Consider the following 17,695-nt stretch of genomic DNA (forward strand, 5'->3'; position numbering starts at 1 on the left):
GTGGACGGGCGGGTGACTGTGGAGAACCCGGTCACCCGAACGAGTCACCGCCCCGGGGCCGCCCCGGTCACCCCTCGTCCACGGCGGGCCGGCCGCCCGGGCCTCAGCCGCCCGGCAGCTCGAGATCGCTCTTGTTCAGCTCCTCGATGTTCACGTCCTTGAATGTCAGGACGCGCACCTGCTTCACGAATCGGGCGGGCCGGTACATGTCCCACACCCAGGCATCCGCCATGGACACCTCGAAAAACACCTCACCCTGGACCGAGTGCACCTGCATCTCGTAGTCGTTGGTGAGATAGAAGCGCCGTTCGGTCTCGATCACATATTTGAACAGACCGACGACATCGCGGTACTCCCGATAGAGCTTCAGCTCCATCTCGGTCTCGTACTTCTCGAGGTCCTCGGCGCTCATGGCATGTTCCCCTTCAGCCGTGCGTTCCCCTATTGTGCGCCAGCACCGGGAGCCCCTAGACGATTTCCGTGTCGAGGACCTCGGGCGTGGCCGGGGGACCCTCGTCGAGCACCCTGCGCAGCAGCCCGGCGAGCTTGGTCGGATACACCGTCTCATGTGCCTCGGTCAGTTCCCGGCACGTCCACCAGCGTGCTCCGGCGACGCTGCGCCGCTCCAGCTCCGTCAGCCCCGTGGCGGCGGTCGCGGTCTGGGTCGTACGGGCCAGGAAATACCACTCGTCCTGGTCCCAGCGCCTCCCGGCGAACGGGAACGAGCAGACCCGCCGCCACAGCACGGGGCCCAGTTCGACCTCGGTGATACCGGTCTCCTCCACGAGTTCCCGCAGGGCCGCCTGCTCCCGGGTCTCGTCGCCCTCCACACCCCCGCCGGGCGTGAACCACCAGTCGTCGGAGGGATCGTCCGGCTCGTGGCCGTGCAGCAGCAGTACGCGGTCCCGCGGGTCGAGCAGTACGACCCGGGCCACCTTGCGCAGCCTGCCCCGGCCGGGCGCCTCGTCCGATTCGGCCGCCTCAGCGGGCACCGGCGGACTCCGTGCGCCTCCGGGACCGCCCGGCCAGCTTGGCGACGGGTCCGTACGCCGCTCCGCCCAGCACGAGGACGGCACCGGCGATCACCAGCGCGATCATCGTGGAGAGCGGTCCCGGCCGGGACAGGGCACCGAGCGTCTTGAAGCCGTCGGGGCGGGCGAGCATGCCGTTCATCGGCCACGCGATGGCATCCACCCGGGCCCTCACTGCGTCGCGCGCCACGGTGCCGCGCGCCGCGTCCGTCAGATGCGCGGTGGAGTCCAGGGAGCCCCGCCGCTCGTCGCCGAGCAGGAACAGTCGCCCCGCGGGGACCTTCACCGTCGGGAAGTCCGTGAGCTCGGCGAGGCTTCCCTCGGGCAGATACGATTCGTCGATCCGCTTGCCGTTGACGGTCAGCTTGCCTTCGGTGCAGCAGGAGACGGTGTCGCCGCCGACGGCGACCACACGCTTGACCACGGACGAGCCCGTGACCCAGGTCTTGTCGTCGAAGACGACGACGTCACCGCGTCGGACCTCGGTGCCGTCGACGCGCTGCGCCAGCACCCGGTCGCCGATCTTGATCGTCGGTGCCATCGAACTCGTGGGGACGGTGTACGGCCGGTAGACGACCGCCGCCCAGCCGAAGCCGCCGAGGAACAGCACCAGACCCAGCGCGACAGCGAGCCCGGAAAGCCGCTGTCCTGTCCTGCTCCCCACCGGGGCCTTGCCTGTGCCGCCGCTGCGCGGGGCCGTACGTGTTGCGCTCTCGCCACCCATGGGCCCGCACCTTACCCGGGGGTACGGTCCGGGGTCAGCCCCCTCCGGATCACGATCGCCGGAGCGGACCGGATCCGCCCGCGCCGACAACGAGCGGGGCCGGCCGCCCCGGACGTGTCCGAGGAGGCCGGCCCCAAAAGCCGTAGGACGGCTCAGTCGTCCTTGGACGTCCTGCGCCTGCGGCGCACCAGCACGAGCGGCACCGCACCCAGAAGGGCCACGGAGCCCGGCGAGGTGACCGCCGCGGCCGCATGGTCGCTCAGGCCGGGCTGGCCGAAGGTGTCCGGGACCGGGAGGGTGCCCCAGCGGTTGATGGGCCAGGCCTTGACGATGGCACGGCCGACCACATCGTTCACGGGCACCATGCCGTGGTGCTTGTCCGTCTGGTTGTAGCGCGAGTCCCGCGAGTTCTGGCGGTGGTCGCCCATCACCCAGATCATGCCCTTGGGAACCTTGACCTTGAACTGGCCGCCGTCCTCGTCCTGGCTGCACGGGGTGTTCCCGGCGTACACGTACGAAGACTCGTTCAGCGCCTTGCCGTTGACCTTCAGCGGACCGGTGTTCTTGCACTCGATCGTGTCGCCGCCGACGCCGATGACCCGCTTGATGAGGTCCTTCTCCTCCGCGGACGGCATCAGGCCGATCCAGCTGAGGACCGTCTGAAGGGCGTTCGGGTTGACCGTGGGCTCGCCCGCCAGCCAGTTGTCCGGGTCGTGGAAGACGACCACCTCGCCACGCTGCGGCTCCGAGCCGAACCACGGAGTCAGCTTGTCGACCAGGACGCGGTCACCCTGCTGAAGGGTGTTCTGCATCGAGTCCGAGGGAATCGAGAACGCCTGCACCAGGAAAGTCTTGATGATCAGCGCGAGTACCAGAGCGATGCCGATCAGGATCGGCAGCTCCTTCCAGAAGGAGCGCTGCTTCGTGGACTTCGGGTCCCGTCCGGAACGCCCGGTCGAGGCGTCACCGTCCTCGGAGCCGCTCCCAGAGCCCGAGTCGGGCTCTACGGCCGGGGCAGCCGCATCCTCGGGCCGTTCCGGCTGTCCCTCGGGACCTTCGTGCCCAGACCGCGCGCCGACCGCCACATCCCCCACATCCACTCCTCACTCCGTGCCGCCGCCCGCGCCGTATTCGGCGCAGGCCCACCACTCCCATAACGAGCGGGAGTTCCGCAGGGCTCGGGAGCGGGATCAATCCATCTGGATCCGCAGAGGCCACCCTATGCGACAGCGACAGAGCGGAGGCCGACCCTCCAGGCGCGTCGGCCACCGTCGAGAACGTGTTCGGCTCCTGTAGCCGGGTCCAGTGTCCGATGGGCCAACCGATGACCATCGCCCGGCCCACGATCGACTTCTCGGAGACGGTGCCGCTGAACTTGTCGCTGCGGTGATAGCGGGAGTCCGCCGAGTTGCCCCGGTGGTCACCCAGCACGAACAGGCGGCCCGCCGGCACCTTCACCTCGAAGGAGAACTCCGACGGTTTGTCCCCGGCGTAGATGTACGGCTCGGTCAACGGGGTGCCGTTCACGGTCACGCGGCCCTGTGCGTCGCAGCACTTCACCGTGTCCCCGCCGAGCCCGACGACGCGCTTGATCAGGTCCTTCTCGTTGTCGGAGGGCAGCAGTCCGATGAAGGTCAGCCCCTCCTTGAACTGCTTGACGACCACGGGGTCGTTCTTCTTCTGGGTGTCCTCGGCGGTGAGCCAGCCTCCGGGATCCTTGAAGACGACGACGTCACCACGCTTGGGCTGGGAGCCGAACCAGGGGGTGAACTTGTCCACCAGGACGCGGTCGCCGATCTGGATCGTGTTCTCCATGGAGCCCGACGGGATCACGAAGGCCTGGACGAGGAAGGTCTTGAGGACGAGCGCTATCAGCACGGCGACGCCGACGAGGAGAGGTATCTCCTTGACCGCCGAGCGCCGTCTGCGCCGCTTGATCTTGCGAGCGAGCTTGCGCCGCTCGACCCGGCTGGGCCTCGCGGCCCCTCCGGAGGCGCGCCGGGCCCCGGTGGGCAGCGGATTGTCTGCGGCCTCGGCGGAGACCCCGCGTGCCCGCCCACGGTTACCCACGGGCACCTCCGGCGGCAGGCACACCCGCGTAGGCGTCGGGACGTGTCAGACGGGTCCAGCGGCCCGCGGGCCAGGCGATCCAGTCGGCCCTGCCGATGACATCGCCGACGGGGACCATGCCACCGCCGGGCGAGCCCAGATGATCACGGGAGTCGCGGGAGCGGCTGCGGTGATCGCCCAGGAGGAACAGGGACCGCTCGGGTACGACGATGTCGAAGGGCACCTCGGACGGGCTGTCGCCCCGATAGAGAAATGTCGACTCGTCGACCGATCGGCCGTTCACTTCGAGTCTCCCCTCCTTGTCGCAGCAGACCACGTGGTCTCCCCCTACTCCGACGACGCGTTTGACGTAGTCCGCGTTCCCGAAATAACCGGTGCCGTCGAAGACGACGACATCGCCCCGCTGCGGCTCGGAACCGAAACGGTACGCCAACTTGTTTACGAGAACGCGGTCCCCGATCCTCAATCCCGACTCCATGGAGCCGCTGGGAATTTCGAACGGTTGCATCACGAAGCGGCTGAACAGCAGCAGAAATACCAGACAGATCAGCACGGTCAGGGTGATCCGCCCCCCGGGGAGCCACTCGGCGACCTTGTCGGCGAACGCAGAACGCGACCGCCCCTCCGGCCCCGCTGTGTCCGAGATCTCCTCGGAAGCGGAAGGGCGGGAGGAGCGGTCGCGCTCCACAGGCTGTGCTTCGGTGTCCATCGGGGCCAGATGCTATCCGGCCCTCCTGAGACACCGTCCTACCGGCTCGGTCGCCGACGGATCACCGCGGCGGCACGGGCTCAGCGGTCGCGCTTCTCCTTGATCTTCGCGGCCTTGCCGCGCAGCTCACGGAGGTAGTACAGCTTGGCGCGACGCACGTCACCGCGGGTGACGATCTCGATCTTCTCGACGATCGGGGTGTGCACCGGGAAGGTGCGCTCGACGCCGACGGAGAACGAGACCTTGCGGACCGAGAAGGTCTCGCGGACACCGGCGCCCTGGCGGCGGATGACTACGCCCTTGAACTGCTGCACACGGGAGCGGTTGCCCTCGATGACGCGGACGTGGACGTTGACGGTGTCACCCGGGCGGAAGGCCGGGATGTCGGTGCGCAGCGACGCGCCGTCGACGGAGTCGAGAAGGTGGGTCATTTTGTCTGCTTTCTTCGCTGATGCCACAGGTCATCAACGGGAGAGAGGTTCGAAGATGATGCTGCCTCGTCGGGACGGGCGTCGTGTCCCCCCGTGGCAGGGGCGCACGCCGGACGACGTAGAGCAGCGGCCTATTCTTCCACGGCCTCGGGTCTGCGCCAAAATCGGCCGCCGGGCTCCGGCTGCCAGCCGAGGATCGAGAGCATCTCACGGTCCTTCTTGTCGAAGGCGGAGGCCTCACAGCGCTCGATGAGGTCGGGCCTGTTGGCCGCGGTGCGGCGCAGGGCCTCGTCGCGGCGCCAGCGGGCGATCTTCCCATGGTGGCCGCTGACCAGCACGTCGGGGATCTCACGGCCGCGCCACTCGGGGGGCTTGGTGTACACCGGGCCCTCCAGGAGGTTGGCCATGGCGCCGGGGGCGAAGGAGTCGTCCCGGTGGGACTCGGCGTTGCCGAGGACGCCCGGCAGCAGCCTGGCCACGGCCTCGGTGACGACGAGGACGGCCGCCTCGCCGCCGGCGAGCACGTAGTCGCCGATGGACACCTCGTAGACCGGCATCCGCGTCGCGTACTCGTCGATGACACGGCGGTCGATGCCCTCGTAGCGCGCGGGCGCGAAGACGAGCCAAGGACGCTCGGACAGCTCGACGGCGAGCTGCTGGGTGAACGGGCGCCCGCTGGGGGTGGGGACCACGAGGGCGGGGCCGTGGGCGCCCGTCTCGTATCCGTCCGCCAGGGCGGAGTCCAGGGCCTCGCCCCAGGGCTCCGTCTTCATGACCATGCCGGGGCCGCCGCCGTAGGGCGTGTCGTCGACCGTGTTGTGACGGTCGTACGTCCAGTCCCGGAGGTCGTGCACGTGCACGTTCAGCTGCCCGCGCGCGCGGGCCTTGCCGACGAGCGAGACGTTCAGGGGTTCCAGGTACTCGGGGAAGATCGTGACCACGTCGAGCCGCATCAGGCGTCGGCTCCCGTGGCGTCCTCGCCGGCCTCGGCGGAACCGTTCTCGGCGTCCCTGGTGGAGACGATCTCGGCCTGGTCGTCGATCAGTCCGGGCGGCGGGTCGATGACGGCCCGCTGCTCCTCCAGGTCGATCTCGACGACGATCTCCTCGACGAACGGGATCAGCACCTCGGTGCCGTCCTCCCGCTCGACCACGAACAGGTCCTGCGAGGGCAGGTGCGAGATCTCCGTGATGCGTCCGACCTCGGTGCCGTCCGTGGTGACCACGTCCAGGTCCATGAGCTGGTGGTCGTAGTACTCCTCCGGGTCCTCGGGCGTCGCGTCCGGGTCGACCTCGGCGATCAGCAGGGTGTTGCGCAGGGCCTCGGCGGCGTTGCGGTCCCGCACGCCCGCGAAGCGCAGCAGGAGACGGCCGCTGTGGACGCGGCCCGTCTCGATGGTCAGTGGTCCGGTGGAGGCCGGATCGGTGAGCAAGACGGCACCGGGGCCGAGCCGCAGCTCCGGCTCGTCGGTGCGGACCTCCACGGTGACCTCGCCCTTGATGCCGTGGGCACGGCCGACGCGAGCGACTACCAGCTGCACTGTGCTTGATCTCCTGTCGTGTACCGACGGCAATGCTTCATGGACGACCGCGGGGCGCGGGCGTCCGGGGGGCGCGGATGTCCGCGCGGTCCTGGGCCGTCGGCGAGGGTGCGCGGACGGCCTGGTCCGGCGCCGCCCGGAGGGGTTCGCAGACGACTACGGGCCGGGGACGGCTCGTAAGCCCTCCCCGGCCCGAGCCGGTGCTGCCTGTTACCTCAGCGGACGTGATCCACGTCGACGAGGTCGACGCGGACACCGCGGCCGCCGATGGCGCCCACGACGGTACGCAGAGCGCGCGCGGTGCGGCCGTTGCGGCCGATCACCTTTCCGAGGTCGTCCGGGTGGACCCGGACCTCGAGAACGCGCCCGCGGCGCAGGTTGCGCGAGGCGACCTGCACGTCGTCGGGGTTGTCGACGATGCCCTTCACGAGGTGCTCGAGAGCCTCCTCGAGCATGCTCAGGCCTCGGTCGACTCGGACTCGGCCGAAGCCTCGTCCTTCTTCTCAGCCTTCTTCTTCTGGGTGATGGCCTCACCCTTGCCCGAGTCGTCGCCACCGAGGGCGTCGAACAGCGGGCGCGCGGCCTTCGGCTCGGCGACGAGCAGCGGAGCCGGGGCCGGCAGGCCCTTGAACTTCTGCCAGTCACCGGTCAGCTTCAGGATGGCGAGCACGGGCTCGGTCGGCTGCGCGCCTACACCCAGCCAGTACTGCGCACGGTCCGAGTCGACCTCGATGCGCGAAGGGTTCTGCACCGGGTGGTACAGACCGATCTCCTCGATGGCCCTGCCGTCACGGCGGGTACGGGAGTCGGCGACGACGATGCGGTAGTGAGGCGAACGGATCTTGCCCAGACGCTTCAGCTTGATCTTGACTGCCACGGAAGTGGTGTCTCCTGGTCTTGACGGGGTTGGGCACGCAGAGATGGCCGCGTGGGGATTGCGGTACCCGAGTGCCCGATGGACGCGTCAGCCGGAGGAGAGAGGGGTCCTATGCGGCTGTCGAGTACAGCGCACCATTCTGCCACATCTTGCGGTCCGCACGGACCGAGGGTGCCCGGGCCCACATCCGGACGAGCCCGCACCTGGACGTGCCCACCCTGGACGAGCGGGCGCCCGGACCGGCGGGGCGCCGGGACGAGCCCATGCCTGACGGGCACCCGGCGTTCCGGGTGCCCGTCAGGAACGGGACGGCTCGGACCGGCCGCCGGGGCGCGGGAGAGGTGCCGCCCGTGCGCACTCGTGCCTCCTGAATTCCCCCACGCGCCGAAAGACGGTGAGGGAGGCACGACTGCTCACGGGCCACGCGAACTCTTCCGGCACCCACGAGACGCCGGCGGAGCACGGACCTCAGCCGGCGGCCGCTCCGACCACCTCCGGAATCCGGAAGGGTTTGCCGCACCCTCCGCAGACGATCGGCGCCTGCGCGAGGACGGACGGGACCACGCGCACGTTGCGCCCGCAGTCACAGACAGCCTTGACGCGGACACCTCCTCCTGAGGAGCCGTGGCGTGCGGCGGGGCCGCGGAACGAGCGGGCGGTGTCAGCGGACGTGGCGGCCGTGTGCGCCTTCAGCGCGCGCTGGAGCCGCTCGATGGTCGGGCGGTAGCGGCGCTTCGCCTCGGGGTTGAGCGTGACCAGCGAGAAGCCACTGCTGGGATGCGGCTCCTCGGGGTGGTCGAGGCCCAGCTCCTCGGCGATCGCGAGGAATCTGCGGTTGTGATACCGGCCGGCGCGCGAGGTGTCGCGGACTCCGCGGGCGGCGGCGATGCCGTGGACTGCTTCGTGAAGCAGTCGTTCGAAGGAGAGTTCGTGTCCGCAGGCGGACGACGACTCCCCGATCAGGGACTCTGGCGCGGCAAGATCGGGCAGTTCGGGGTGGTGCCGCTGAATGTCGGCCCACGCGCCTGCCAGCTCTGCGGCGAGAACAGGTGGTGTCGTGCTCACGTAATGAGAACGAGCGGGAGTGCCTCCGTGTTCCTATTACGGGGCATCCCAAATAATTTGCACGTACCCGTCAGTTGGCACTGATGCGTCCCGACGAGGGCGGGTGCGCTGATCTGCGGAGAAGCGTCACAGCTCATACCAAGGCGGTACGTAGGCACACGTACGCCCCGGCGCGTAGGCGGGATCAGCACGCCGGGGCACCTGTGGCGGGCAGATGCGCAAGAGGTCTTTCGGCCGCCCTCGTGTTCCGCTCAGTAGGCGCGGGCGACGACGGCGACGTTACCGGGTGCGTCGTCGGCGTCGGGCACCGACCCGTCCTCGGCGACCAGACACCGTACGGTCACCGCGTGCTCGGCGAGCCGGGCCTCGCCCTCTTCGCCGAGGTCGGCCCAGGGAATGCGCGCCCAGCCACCCGCGACGGCCGCCTCCACGGCAGCCTCTACCGTCGAGACGTCCGACGTACGCGACTCGCGGCGCTCGCGGGACTGCTTCAGGAGCAGCGCCTGGTCCTCTTCGAGGACGGCGGGGATCAGGGCCGCCAGCGCGTCGACGGCCACCGGCTCCTTGCCCCCGGGGATGCGCCGGGCCAGCATCGCCGTGCCGTTCTCCAGGTCACGGGGGCCGACCTCGACCCGTACGGGGACGCCCTTGAGCTCCCAGTCGACGGCGCGGCGCCCGAACGGCGTGTCCGTACGGTCGTCGACGCGAACCCTCACACCCGCCGCGGTCAGCCGGTCGCCGATCTCGTGGACCTTGGCCAGAACCGCCTCGTCGCCCTTGATCGCGAGGACGACGACCTGTACAGGGGCGAGCCGGGGCGGCACCCGCAACCCACTGTCATCGCCGTGCGACATGATCAGGCCACCCACCATGCGGGTCGAGGACCCCCAGGAGGTCTGCCAGACGAGCTCCTGCTTCCCGTCCTTCGACAGGTACCGCGTGTTGAACGCCTTCGCGAAGTTCTGGCCCAGCTCGTGGCTGGTGCCCAGCTGGAGTGCCTTGCCGTCGCCCATCATCCCTTCGAGGGTGAGGGTGTTGACGGCACCCGCGAACCGCTCGCTCGCCGTCTTCCGGCCAAGGACGACATCGATGCCGAGGACGTTCACCATGAAGTCGGCGTACACCTCCTTGTGGATGTACGCGGCGTAGTCCCGGGCGTCCTCGTACGTGGCGTGCGCGGTGTGGCCCTCCTGCCAGAGGAATTCGGTCGTCCGCAGGAACACCCGGGGGCGCATCTCCCAACGGACCACGTTCGCCCACTGGTTGATGAGCAGCGGCAGATCGCGGTAGCTCTGCACCCACTTGGAGAAGGAGGCGTTGATGATCGTCTCGGAGGTGGGGCGGACGACGACCGGCTCCTCCAGCTCCTTGCCGCCGCCGTGCGTGACGACCGCGAGTTCGGGCGCGAAGCCCTCGACGTGCTCCGCCTCCCGGGTCAGGTACGACTGCGGGATGAACAGCGGGAAGTAGGCGTTCTGGGCACCCGCTTCCTTGATGCGGGCGTCCATCTCCTGCTGCATCCGCTCCCACAGCCCGTACCCGTAGGGCCGGATGACCATGGTGCCGCGCACCGGCCCGTTGTCGGCGAGCTCGGCCTTGTTGATCAAGTCCTGGTACCAGCGCGGGAAATCGTCCGCCCTGGGCGTGAGAACGGGTGCCTTTGCCATGCGGGTGATGCTACGGGCACACGTTGCCGGTATGTGAATTCTTGCGCCTTTCGCGGCCGGGGCACAAACGGGCCCCCGCAACCCCTGGACGGCACGTCGAGGGCGGAGTTACCTGACATACGGGGGGAGTGCGGGCCTTTCGCGCGGGGGCGGAGGAAAGGAGGCCCGGCGGCAACTCTCGGCGGATTGGGGCACTTTCGATGACACCTACGCTCGTGCGGCAGCACCTTCCTCATGCGGGCCCATCGCCCCGCGCGGACCGGGGTGCACGCGCGCGTGACTGGGCCGAGATCCAGGAGCGGATGCTGGTGCCGCTCTACGAGGCGGTCTACGACCGGCTCGAAGTGGGCGGCGGGACACGGCTGCTCGGGCTCGGCTGCGGGTCGGGGCTCGCCCTGCTGATGGCGGCCTCCCGCGGCGCCGCGGTCACGGGTGTCGACTCCTCGTCGCCCGAACGGCTGGCCCTGGCACGGGAACGTCTGGGGCCGCGGGACGGGGACACCGGCCCGCGCGCCGAGGCCCGGATCGTGGCCGGGTCCCCCCGGGACACGGCGGCCGGGGCGGCACCGGACTACACCCTGGTGACCGCGTTCGAGCCGATCGGCTGCGCGGCCGGCGACTCCGAGGGGCTCGGTTCGCTGCTCGCGGAGGCGGCACCGCTCGCCGGCCGGGGAACGCCCGTGGTGCTGGTCGGGTGGGGGCCGCCGGAGCGGTGCGCCACCTCGGCCGTGCTGCGGGTGGCCACCAAGCTGGCCGATCCCCTGCGCGGTGCGGCGAGCTGGCGCGCCGCCTGCCGGGACGACCTGGAGGAGGTCGCCGAGCGGGCCGGGCTGCGGCCGGACGGCTCGGGGCGGGTGGCCTGCCCGTTCGGCTACGCCGATGTGGACAGTGCCGTACGAGGGCTGCTCTCCACGGGGCTCTTCGACGCCGCGGTCCAGGCCACCGACCAGGCCCAGGTCGACAAGGAAGTGGCCGAGGCGCTGCATCCTCATCTGCGGCGGGACGGGACCGTCTGGATGCCCAACGTGTTCCGGTATCTGATCGCCCGTACGCCCTGAGGCGGCCCCCGGACCAGTCGGACACACGGGGGCCGGTCCCGGGCCGGGCGTTCAGTCCTCCTTGACCGTCCGGGGCACCCCGGCGATCCGGTAGGCCTCGGCCTCCTCCAGGGTCTCGTTCGCGAGTAGCGCCTCCGCGAGGGCGTCCAGCTGTCCTCGGTGGTCGCGGAGCTTGCGGCAGGCTTCCTCGTAGCACTCGTCGACGATGCGGCGCATCTCGTGGTCGATGGAGTCGAGGGTGCCCGGGGCAGCCGAGAGGCCGTACGCCTGCTGGGCGTCGCCCGGCAGTGCGGAGAGCCTGCCGACGCGTTCGCTCATGCCCCAGCGGGCCACCATGCCGCGGGCCAGGTTCGTGACCTGTTCCAGGTCGTTCTCCGAGCCCGTGGTGACGACGTCGTAGACGACGTGCTCGGCGGCCATGCCGCCGAGGGCGCCGATGATCCGGCCGCGCAGATACTCCTCGGTGTACGCGTACCGGTCCGCGTCCGGCGTCGAGAGGGTGACGCCGAGGGCGCGGCCGCGCGGGACGATGGTGATCTTGCGGACCGGGTCGGCGCCGGGCCGCAGCATCCCGAGGAGGGCGTGGCCGCTCTCGTGGTACGCGGTGCGGCGTCGTTCCTCGTAGGGCATGACCAGGGAGCGTTCGGCACCGAGCTGGACCTTTTCGAGCGCTTCGGAGAGGTCGCTCTGTGTCACCTGGTCCTGCTTGCGCTTCACGGCGAGGAGGGCCGCCTCGTTGGCGAGGTTGGCGAGGTCCGCGCCGGTCATGCCCGGGGTCGTACGGGCCACCTGGGTCAGGTCCACGTTCGGGGCCAGGGGGATCTCGCGGGTGTGGATCTCCAGGATCGCCTCCCGGCCGCCGCGGTCGGGGGGCGAGACGCTGACGACGCGGTCGAAGCGGCCGGGACGGGTGAGCGCCGGGTCCAGGACGTCCGCGCGGTTGGTGGCCGCGATGACGATGACGCCCTCCGCGCCGGAGAAGCCGTCCATCTCGGTGAGGATCTGGTTGAGCGTCTGCTCGCGCTCGTCGTGGCCGCCCATGGCGGAGCCGCCCGACCGTGACCGTCCGATGGTGTCGATCTCGTCGATGAAGATGATGGACGGGGCCACCTTGCGGGCCTCGGCGAACAGTTCGCGGACGCGTGAGGCACCGACGCCGACGATCATCTCGATGAACTCGGAGGCGGAGGCGGAGAAGAAGGGGACACCCGCCTCCCCCGCGACCGCCCGGGCCAGCAAGGTCTTTCCGGTGCCCGGCGGGCCCGCCAGCAGCACCCCGCGCGGCATCTTCGCGCCCATCCGGCGGTACGCGTCGGGGTTCTTGAGGAAGTCCACGACGTCGTCGACCTCGCCGGCCACCTCGTCGATGCCGGCCACGTCGGCGAAGGTCGTGCGCTTGCCGCCCGGCACGAGTTCGACGGGCTTCGGGGGCGTCTTGCGGCCGAGCATGCCACCCGCGCCGCCCATGCCGGAGCCCATCCGCCGGGCGATGAAGATCCACAGGACGACGAGCAGGATCATCGGGGCGAGCGAGATCAGCAGGTTGAACAGGAAGCTGCGTTCCTGGACCACCGGCGAGGCGGTCACCGTGACGTCGTGCTTCTGGAGGTTCTCCCAGAGCTTGTCGTCGGCGAAGACCGGGCGCTGGGTCTTGAACTTGGTGTATTTCCCGTCGCCGCCGGGCTTCTCCTGGGAGTTCTTGAGCTGCCCCTGGATCGCGTCGCCCTTGGCGTAGATCTTGGTGACGTTGCCGTCGCCGACCTGCCGGCTGAACTCCGTGTACGAGATCGTCGGCTCGTTGCCCTGGTTGTAGAAGGACAGCACCAGGTTGGCGACGAGGAACACGATGAGCGCGGCGAGGGCCAGGCTCCACCAGCCGCCGGGCAGCTTCCGCCGGCCGCCCGGCGGCGGTGTCGGCTCGGGCGGAGTGCCCTCGGTACGCCACGGCTGGTCCGGTGCCTTGCGCGGCGGCACGGGATTGCTCATAAGGGGACGTTACGACAGATGGCGGACAGCGGCACCCGCGCTCATGCCGCTGGGGGCGCCCCTCGCGGTGAGGGGCGCCCCCAGCGGGCGTCACGAATGCGCTCCCGTACGGGACGGGAGGTCAGGCCACGGGCGTCAGCCCATGAACTTCTTGAACTCGTCCGGCAGCTCGAAGTCCTCCTGGGCGCCCTGCTGCGGGAGGCCGAAGGCGTTGCCGCCCTGCGCGCCCGCCTCGCGGCGAGCGGCCTCCTCGTCCTCCTGCTGCTTGCGCTTCATCGGGTTGCCGGAGCGCTGCTTGCCCTTGGCCTGCTTCGGCTTCTTCTTGGCGCGGCCGGGGCCGCCGCCCATGCCCGGCATCCCGGGCATGCCCGGCATCCCGCCGCCCTGGGCCATGCGGGACATCATCTTGCGGGCCTCGAAGAAGCGCTCGACCAGGCCCTTGACCGCGCTGACCTCGACGCCCGAGCCCTTGGCGATACGGGCGCGGCGCGAGCCGTTGATGATCGTCGGGTCGTGGCGCTCACCCGGGGTCATCGACTTGATGATCGCGCCGACGCGGTCGACGTCCCGCTCGTCCAGGTTGTTGATCTGGTCCTTGATCTGGCCCATGCCCGGGAGCATGCCGAGCAGCTTGCTGATGCTGCCCATCTTCCGGACCTGCTCCATCTGGGCCAGGAAGTCGTCCAGGGTGAAGTCCTGGCCCTTCTTGGACGCCAGCTTGGAGGCCATCTTCTCGGCCTCTTCCTGACTGAACGTCTTCTCCGCCTGCTCGATCAGGGTGAGGAGGTCACCCATGTCGAGGATGCGGGAAGCCATCCGGTCCGGGTGGAAGGCGTCGAAGTCGTCGAGCTTCTCTCCGTTGGAGGCGAACATGATCGGCTTGCCGGTGATCTGCCGGATCGACAGGGCGGCACCACCGCGGGCGTCACCGTCGAGCTTGGAGAGCACCACGCCGTCGAAGCCGACGCCGTCGCGGAAGGACTCGGCCGTGTTGACCGCGTCCTGACCGATCATCGCGTCGACGACGAAGAGGATCTCGTCGGGGCTGACGGCGTCGCGGATGTCCGCGGCCTGCTGCATCAGCTCCTGGTCGATGCCGAGGCGGCCGGCGGTGTCCACGATCACGATGTCGTGGACCTTGGCCTTGGCGAACTCGATGGAGTCCTTGGCGACCTTGACCGGGTCGCCGACACCGTTGCCGGGCTCGGGGGCGTACACGGCGACGCCCGCGCGCTCGGCGACGACGCTGAGCTGGTTCACCGCGTTCGGGCGCTGGAGGTCGGCGGCGACGAGGATCGGGGAGTGTCCCTGGTCCTTGAGCCACTTGCCGAGCTTTCCGGCGAGCGTGGTCTTTCCCGAGCCCTGGAGGCCCGCGAGCATGATCACGGTGGGCGGGTTCTTGGCGAACCGGAGACGACGGGTCTCACCGCCGAGGATCGTGACGAGCTCGTCGTTGACGATCTTCAGGACCTGCTGGGCGGGGTTGAGGGCCCTGGAGACCTCGATGCCCATGGCCCGCTCCTTGACGTTCTTGATGAACGTCCGGACGACGGGCAGGGCGACGTCGGCTTCAAGGAGCGCGATGCGGATCTCGCGGGCCGTGGCGTCGATGTCCGCCTCACTGAGGCGCCCCTTGCCGCGGAGGTTTTTGAACGTCGCGCTGAGGCGGTCGGAGAGGGTATCGAACACGGTGGCTTCGGTCCTCGGAGTCGGGGTCGTTTCGGGCTGCCCTCCAGGGTATCTGTCCCCGCAAGCGATTCGTCCCCGCACACCGCATTCGGCGTGCGAGGACGAGGTCCGCAGCGCCTCGGAAGCGGTCCGCGGCCCCTGCCGGACCGGCTTTCGGCCATCGGACGGCTCCCCGGGTCGCGGAGATCACATATCCGCCCGGCACTCGACAGCGGCCGGACGGCAGAAAGGCGGACCGCACCCGGCAGACCGCAGACCGCAGCACGGAACGAGCGCGGGGCCGACGGCGATGGCAGATGGCTGACGGCTGACGGCTGACGGCAGCAGCACGGCCCCGACGGCCCCGAAATCAGGCCCGCAGCGCCTCCTCCAGGGCGCGGGCCACCGAGGCCGCCTCCTCCCCCGGCAGGGGTTCCCCCTTCGCGCCTGTCACATAGAAGGCGTCCACGGCGTTCGCGCCGAGCGTGGAGACGTGCATGCTCCGTACCCGCACCCGCGCGTTCTCCAGGGCCCGTCCGATGCGGTGCAGCAGGCCAGGGGCGTCGTGGGCGCGGACCTCGATGACCGTGGCCAGCCGGGAGGCCGCGGGCGCGACGGTGACCCGCGCGGGGGGCGCGACGACGCCCCGGCGGCGCGGATAGGCGGCGTCGCGCTCGGCGAGGCGGGCGGTGATGTCGAGGGAGCCGTCGAGGGCGCGTACGAGGTCGGCGCGCAGCCGGGCGGCCTGCGGCAGGGAGCCGTACTCGGCGGCGACCCGCCAGTTGAGGAGCAGGACGGAGCCCTCGACACCGTCGGGCAGGTCAAGGGCGCGCAGTTCCGCGGTGCGGACGGTCAGCCGGTGCATGGCGAGGACGCCGGCCACCGAGGGGAGCACGCCCGGCTGGTCGGGGACGGCGATGAGGAGCTCCACACCGAGCGGCTCCGGGTCGTCCTGGTCGCCGTCGGATTCGGCCTCGGTGTCGAGGGCTTCCGTCTGGGCGCGCAGGGACAGCACGGGTCCGCCCGTGCGGCACGCCTCGATCGCGAGGCGTTCCATCTCGGCGGTCGGGGCGGCGGCCTCCGGTTCCTCGGGAGCGTCGCCGGAGAGCACCGCCGAGACCCGTTTGACCAGGTCGGCGACGAGGGAGCCGCGCCAGGAGGACCAGGCCGCCGGCCCGGTGGCCAGCGCGTCCGCCTCGGTGAGCGCGTGCAGCAGTTCCAGGGTGCCCTGGGATCCGACGGCCTCGGCGACCGAGCGGACGGTGGCCGGGTCCTCCAGGTCACGCCTGGTCGCGGTGTCGACGAGCAGCAGATGGTGGCGTACGAGGGTGGCGAGCACGGCCACGTCCACGCGGTCGAAGCCGATGCGGGCGGCCACGTCACGGGCGATGATCTCGCCGGCCACGGAGTGGTCGCCGGGCCAGCCCTTGCCGATGTCGTGGAGCAGGGCGGCGACGAGGAGGAGGTCGGGGCGGCCGACACGGCGGGTCAGTTCGGAGGCGCGGACGGCCGTCTCGATGAGGTGGCGGTCGACGGTCCAGATGTGGACGGCGTTGCGCTGCGGCCGGCAGCGCACCCGCTCCCAGTCGGGCAGCAGCCGGGTGATCAGCCCCTCCGCCTCCAGCGCCTCCCAGACCTCGATGGTCGGGCGGCCCGAGCCGAGCAGGGTGACCAGCTGTTCGCGGGCCTCGGCGGGCCAGGGCGTGGGGAGGGGACGTACGGCGGCGGCCATGCGCCGTACGGCGTGCAGGGAGAGCGGGAGGTCCGCCTGCGCGGCGGCGGCGGCGGCACGCAGCGGGAGCACGGGGTCGCGCTCGGGCCGGGCGGCGCGGGCGAGCCCGACCTCGCCGTCCTGTTCGACGACGCCCTCGGCGAGGGGGGACCGTTCGGCGACGGGTTTGCCGCCGCCGAGCATGGCGCGCAGCCGCGGGCGTACGGCGCGTGAGCGCAGGACGCGTCCGACCTCGCGCCAGGTGACGTCGCTGGCGTACGAGACGACGCGGGCGGCCTCGTACACCTGGCGCAGCAGGGTGTCGGCGTCGAGCAGCCCGAGTTCGGCGGCGACCTGGTCCTGTTCCTGGAGGGCGAGACGGTCGGTGGCGCGGCCGGTGGCGAGGTGGAGGGCGTCACGGACGTCCAGAAGCCTGCGCCGGGCGTCGGAGAGGCCCTCGCGGGGTGCGTCCGCGAGCCAGGACGCGGCGACGGCGCGCAGCGCGGTGGCGTCGCGCAGTCCGCCGCGGGCCTCCTTCAGGTCGGGTTCGAGGAGGTACTGGAGTTCGCCCTGGCGTTCGGCGCGCTCCGCGCACAGTTCCTGGAGTTCGGGCAGCCGCTTCGGTGCCTGGTTGCGCCAGTCGGCGAGGACGGCGGTGCGCAGTCCGGCGGTGAGGCCGAGGTCGCCGGCGATGTGGCGGGCGTCGAGCAGGCCGAGCTGGACCTTGAGGTCGTCGGCGGCGGTCTTGCGGGCCTCGGCGGGAGTGCGGACCGAGTGGTCGAGATCGAGGCCGAGGTCCCATACGGGGTACCAGACGCGGTCGGCGAGGGCGGCGACGGCGCCGGAGTCGGTGCCGTCGTGCAGGAGGAGCAGGTCGAGATCGCTGCGGGGTGAGAGCTCGCCGCGGCCGTAGCCGCCGACGGCGACGAGGGAGACCCCGCGCAGGCCCTTCGATCCGGCGGTGAACAGGCCGCTCAGCCAGTCGTCCGTCAGTTCCGCGAGGGCGGCACGGCGCGGCGGCCCGGACCGCGCCCCCTCCTGGAGGAGGCGCAGCCGGGCCGCCGCGTAGCCGCTGGGTCCCGAGTCCTCTGCTTCCACTCGCGTGTCCGTGCTCGTCACCCAGCGACTCCTGTCTTTCTTTTCGTGCGGGCCGATCCG

At 70.6% G+C, this 17,695-nt stretch carries 16 protein-coding genes and 1 pseudogene; 1 reads left to right on the plus strand and 16 read right to left on the minus strand.

Features of this window, described 5'->3' with window-relative positions:
* Positions 1-103: 103 nt before the first annotated feature.
* The 13 genes and pseudogenes from ABZV42_RS24965 to proS all read right to left on the minus strand — a co-directional run bounded on the left by ABZV42_RS24965 (position 104) and on the right by proS (position 10,114).
* Complete coding sequence (locus ABZV42_RS24965) at positions 104-412, minus strand: DUF2469 domain-containing protein (protein WP_003965949.1); 309 nt, start codon at positions 410-412, stop codon at positions 104-106.
* A gap of 55 nt (positions 413-467) precedes the next feature.
* Positions 468-992 (minus strand): NUDIX hydrolase, encoded by a 525-nt coding sequence (locus ABZV42_RS24970; protein ID WP_355986596.1) that lies wholly within the window; start codon positions 990-992, stop codon positions 468-470.
* On the minus strand, positions 982-1,755 hold the full coding sequence (lepB, locus tag ABZV42_RS24975) for a signal peptidase I (RefSeq protein WP_355986598.1): 774 nt from the start codon (positions 1,753-1,755) through the stop codon (positions 982-984). Before lepB (ABZV42_RS24975) ends, ABZV42_RS24970 begins: the two co-directional genes overlap by 11 nt.
* Positions 1,756-1,907: 152 nt before the next feature.
* A complete protein-coding gene (gene lepB / locus ABZV42_RS24980; RefSeq protein ID WP_355986600.1) occupies positions 1,908-2,849 on the minus strand; it encodes a signal peptidase I in 942 nt (313 codons plus the stop codon).
* Positions 2,800-3,825: pseudogene (lepB, locus tag ABZV42_RS24985) on the minus strand (signal peptidase I); the annotation flags it as partial. The pseudogene lepB (ABZV42_RS24985) and the gene lepB (ABZV42_RS24980), both read right to left, overlap by 50 nt.
* The gene (gene lepB, locus ABZV42_RS24990) at positions 3,818-4,534 is read right to left on the minus strand and encodes a signal peptidase I (RefSeq protein WP_355986602.1); all 717 of its coding nucleotides are present in this window, start codon (positions 4,532-4,534) and stop codon (positions 3,818-3,820) included. The gene lepB (ABZV42_RS24990) and the pseudogene lepB (ABZV42_RS24985), both read right to left, overlap by 8 nt.
* An 80-nt stretch (positions 4,535-4,614) precedes the next feature.
* Positions 4,615-4,965 (minus strand): 50S ribosomal protein L19, encoded by a 351-nt coding sequence (rplS, locus tag ABZV42_RS24995; RefSeq protein ID WP_355986604.1) that lies wholly within the window; start codon positions 4,963-4,965, stop codon positions 4,615-4,617.
* A 131-nt stretch (positions 4,966-5,096) separates the two neighbouring features.
* A complete protein-coding gene (trmD, locus tag ABZV42_RS25000; RefSeq protein ID WP_356053621.1) occupies positions 5,097-5,918 on the minus strand; it encodes a tRNA (guanosine(37)-N1)-methyltransferase TrmD in 822 nt (273 codons plus the stop codon).
* The gene (rimM, locus tag ABZV42_RS25005) at positions 5,918-6,505 is read right to left on the minus strand and encodes a ribosome maturation factor RimM (protein ID WP_355986608.1); all 588 of its coding nucleotides are present in this window, start codon (positions 6,503-6,505) and stop codon (positions 5,918-5,920) included. Before rimM ends, trmD begins: the two co-directional genes overlap by 1 nt.
* 215 nt (positions 6,506-6,720) lie before the next feature.
* A complete protein-coding gene (locus ABZV42_RS25010; RefSeq protein WP_003973401.1) occupies positions 6,721-6,960 on the minus strand; it encodes an RNA-binding protein in 240 nt (79 codons plus the stop codon).
* A 2-nt stretch (positions 6,961-6,962) separates the two neighbouring features.
* Positions 6,963-7,382 (minus strand): 30S ribosomal protein S16, encoded by a 420-nt coding sequence (gene rpsP / locus ABZV42_RS25015; protein WP_355986609.1) that lies wholly within the window; start codon positions 7,380-7,382, stop codon positions 6,963-6,965.
* Between the two features lie 468 nt (positions 7,383-7,850).
* Positions 7,851-8,447 (minus strand): hypothetical protein, encoded by a 597-nt coding sequence (locus ABZV42_RS25020; protein ID WP_037625093.1) that lies wholly within the window; start codon positions 8,445-8,447, stop codon positions 7,851-7,853.
* A gap of 251 nt (positions 8,448-8,698) precedes the next feature.
* On the minus strand, positions 8,699-10,114 hold the full coding sequence (gene proS / locus ABZV42_RS25025) for a proline--tRNA ligase (RefSeq protein ID WP_355986611.1): 1,416 nt from the start codon (positions 10,112-10,114) through the stop codon (positions 8,699-8,701).
* Between the two features lie 200 nt (positions 10,115-10,314).
* Here proS and ABZV42_RS25030 point away from each other — a divergent pair, with 200 nt between their 5' ends.
* Complete coding sequence (locus ABZV42_RS25030; RefSeq protein ID WP_355986613.1) at positions 10,315-11,172, plus strand: SAM-dependent methyltransferase; 858 nt, start codon at positions 10,315-10,317, stop codon at positions 11,170-11,172.
* Positions 11,173-11,223: 51 nt separating this feature from the next.
* On the opposite strand, the gene ftsH is transcribed toward ABZV42_RS25030, so the two are convergent.
* From ftsH to ABZV42_RS25045, 3 genes are all read right to left on the minus strand, one after another.
* The gene (gene ftsH, locus ABZV42_RS25035; protein WP_355986615.1) at positions 11,224-13,158 is read right to left on the minus strand and encodes an ATP-dependent zinc metalloprotease FtsH; all 1,935 of its coding nucleotides are present in this window, start codon (positions 13,156-13,158) and stop codon (positions 11,224-11,226) included.
* A 135-nt stretch (positions 13,159-13,293) separates the two neighbouring features.
* Positions 13,294-14,847 carry a signal recognition particle protein gene (gene ffh, locus ABZV42_RS25040; protein ID WP_355986617.1) on the minus strand — a complete coding sequence of 518 codons (1,554 nt, stop codon included), beginning with the start codon at positions 14,845-14,847 and terminating at the stop codon, positions 13,294-13,296.
* 349 nt (positions 14,848-15,196) lie between these two features.
* Positions 15,197-17,656: a [protein-PII] uridylyltransferase gene (locus ABZV42_RS25045; protein WP_356053623.1), complete on the minus strand. Its 2,460-nt coding sequence runs from the start codon at positions 17,654-17,656 to the stop codon at positions 15,197-15,199.
* Between the last annotated feature and the right edge of the window lie 39 nt (positions 17,657-17,695).

The sequence above is a fragment of the Streptomyces sp. NPDC005281 genome (assembly GCF_040607495.1).
Taxonomy (GTDB): domain Bacteria; phylum Actinomycetota; class Actinomycetes; order Streptomycetales; family Streptomycetaceae; genus Streptomyces.

Bases quoted from the DNA above. Each gene is read 5' to 3' on its own strand.
- ABZV42_RS25030 (WP_355986613.1), top strand. From the start codon at position 10,315: ATGACACCTACGCTCGTGCGGCAGCACCTTCCTCATGCGGGCCCATCG.
- proS (WP_355986611.1), bottom strand. From the start codon at position 10,114: ATGGCAAAGGCACCCGTTCTCACGCCCAGGGCGGACGATTTCCCGCGC.
- ABZV42_RS25010 (WP_003973401.1), bottom strand. From the start codon at position 6,960: ATGCTCGAGGAGGCTCTCGAGCACCTCGTGAAGGGCATCGTCGACAAC.
- lepB (WP_355986602.1), bottom strand. From the start codon at position 4,534: ATGGACACCGAAGCACAGCCTGTGGAGCGCGACCGCTCCTCCCGCCCT.
- rplS (WP_355986604.1), bottom strand. From the start codon at position 4,965: ATGACCCACCTTCTCGACTCCGTCGACGGCGCGTCGCTGCGCACCGAC.
- ftsH (WP_355986615.1), bottom strand. From the start codon at position 13,158: ATGAGCAATCCCGTGCCGCCGCGCAAGGCACCGGACCAGCCGTGGCGT.
- ABZV42_RS24965 (WP_003965949.1), bottom strand. From the start codon at position 412: ATGAGCGCCGAGGACCTCGAGAAGTACGAGACCGAGATGGAGCTGAAG.
- trmD (WP_356053621.1), bottom strand. From the start codon at position 5,918: ATGCGGCTCGACGTGGTCACGATCTTCCCCGAGTACCTGGAACCCCTG.
- lepB (WP_355986598.1), bottom strand. From the start codon at position 1,755: ATGGGTGGCGAGAGCGCAACACGTACGGCCCCGCGCAGCGGCGGCACA.